Source organism: Massilia sp. CCM 8734 (assembly GCF_011682155.1).
GTDB lineage: Bacteria > Pseudomonadota > Gammaproteobacteria > Burkholderiales > Burkholderiaceae_D > Telluria_A > Telluria_A rubra.
In genome coordinates this window covers 1-948 of record NZ_WHJI01000151.1, presented here as the reverse complement: position 1 = coordinate 948, position 948 = coordinate 1, and the positions used below count along the sequence as shown (strand labels likewise).

The following is a 948-nucleotide window of genomic DNA, read 5'->3' as shown; positions in this document are numbered from 1 at the left end:
GGGGGGCTTGCTTGGGGATAAACGACGGAACGGGCTAGATACAGCGGCCCGTTACCTCGCTGCCTTGGACCCCACCCATCCCAACCCTGCCCGTGAGGGCAGGGCTTTCCCACCCCCCGCCCGCCCAAGCGGGAGCGAGAGAGTTCGAGCGAGAGGAAATTTTCCCCTCATTGTGTTGACCGTGAGCAGACGTTCAGCGTAAATCCAACCCTCAATTTAGGAGCGTATATGTACTCGTATGCCAATAGTTTTAGTATTGTACCGACGTTCACCCAGCAACCTATTATCGGAACTTCGCCGGTCAGTTTCGGAGAAACCAATGCGGACAAGTCAAGTCCTCAAGAAAATCGTGGTTACAAAGTATTGCAAGGCGACTGCATCGAAATACTTGCCAATTTTACAGAAAAGTCCTTCAATTTTGTATTGACAGACCCGCCCTATATAGCGGGCTACCGTGACAGAAGCGGCCGGAATGTCGCCAACGACGATAACGACCGGTGGCTCTTACCTGCATTTAAACAGATTTATCGCGTTCTTGCCGACAACAGTTTTTGCGTTAGTTTTTACGGTTGGAGCCAGACTGACCGATTCTTTGCAGCTTGGAAAGCGGCAGGATTTCGCATAGTTGGACACATTACATTTCCGAAACGCTATACATCAACAATCCGTATGTTGCGATATCAGCACGAGTCCGCCTATTTACTGGCCAAGGGGCAACCAGCTGAGCCAGAAAATGTAATTGGCGACGTGATTGATTGGGGGGCATATACCGGCAATAAGTTGCATCCCACACAAAAACCAGTTTCAATATTACTTCCATTGTAACTGTTTAGCCCTGACCGTTGTAAACGCGCAATTGTAAACATTCCGATATCCGGGCATGATGCCGGTCATGGTAAAACTTGCCCCTCTTCCCGACCTCTCGACTCTCTCGCATCCCGAAAAAGA

Annotated in this window: 1 protein-coding gene; it reads left to right on the top strand. The window is 49.9% G+C overall.

What is annotated here, in order from left to right; translation table 11 throughout:
- The first annotated feature begins 228 nt into the window (after positions 1-228).
- The gene (locus F2P46_RS35955) at positions 229-825 is read left to right on the top strand and encodes a DNA methyltransferase (RefSeq protein ID WP_166899299.1); all 597 of its coding nucleotides are present in this window, start codon (positions 229-231) and stop codon (positions 823-825) included.
- The last annotated feature ends 123 nt before the right edge of the window (positions 826-948 follow it).

Excerpts from the sequence above, each read along its gene's own strand:
- F2P46_RS35955 (WP_166899299.1), top strand. The coding sequence starts at position 229 with ATGTACTCGTATGCCAATAGTTTTAGTATTGTACCGACGTTCACCCAG.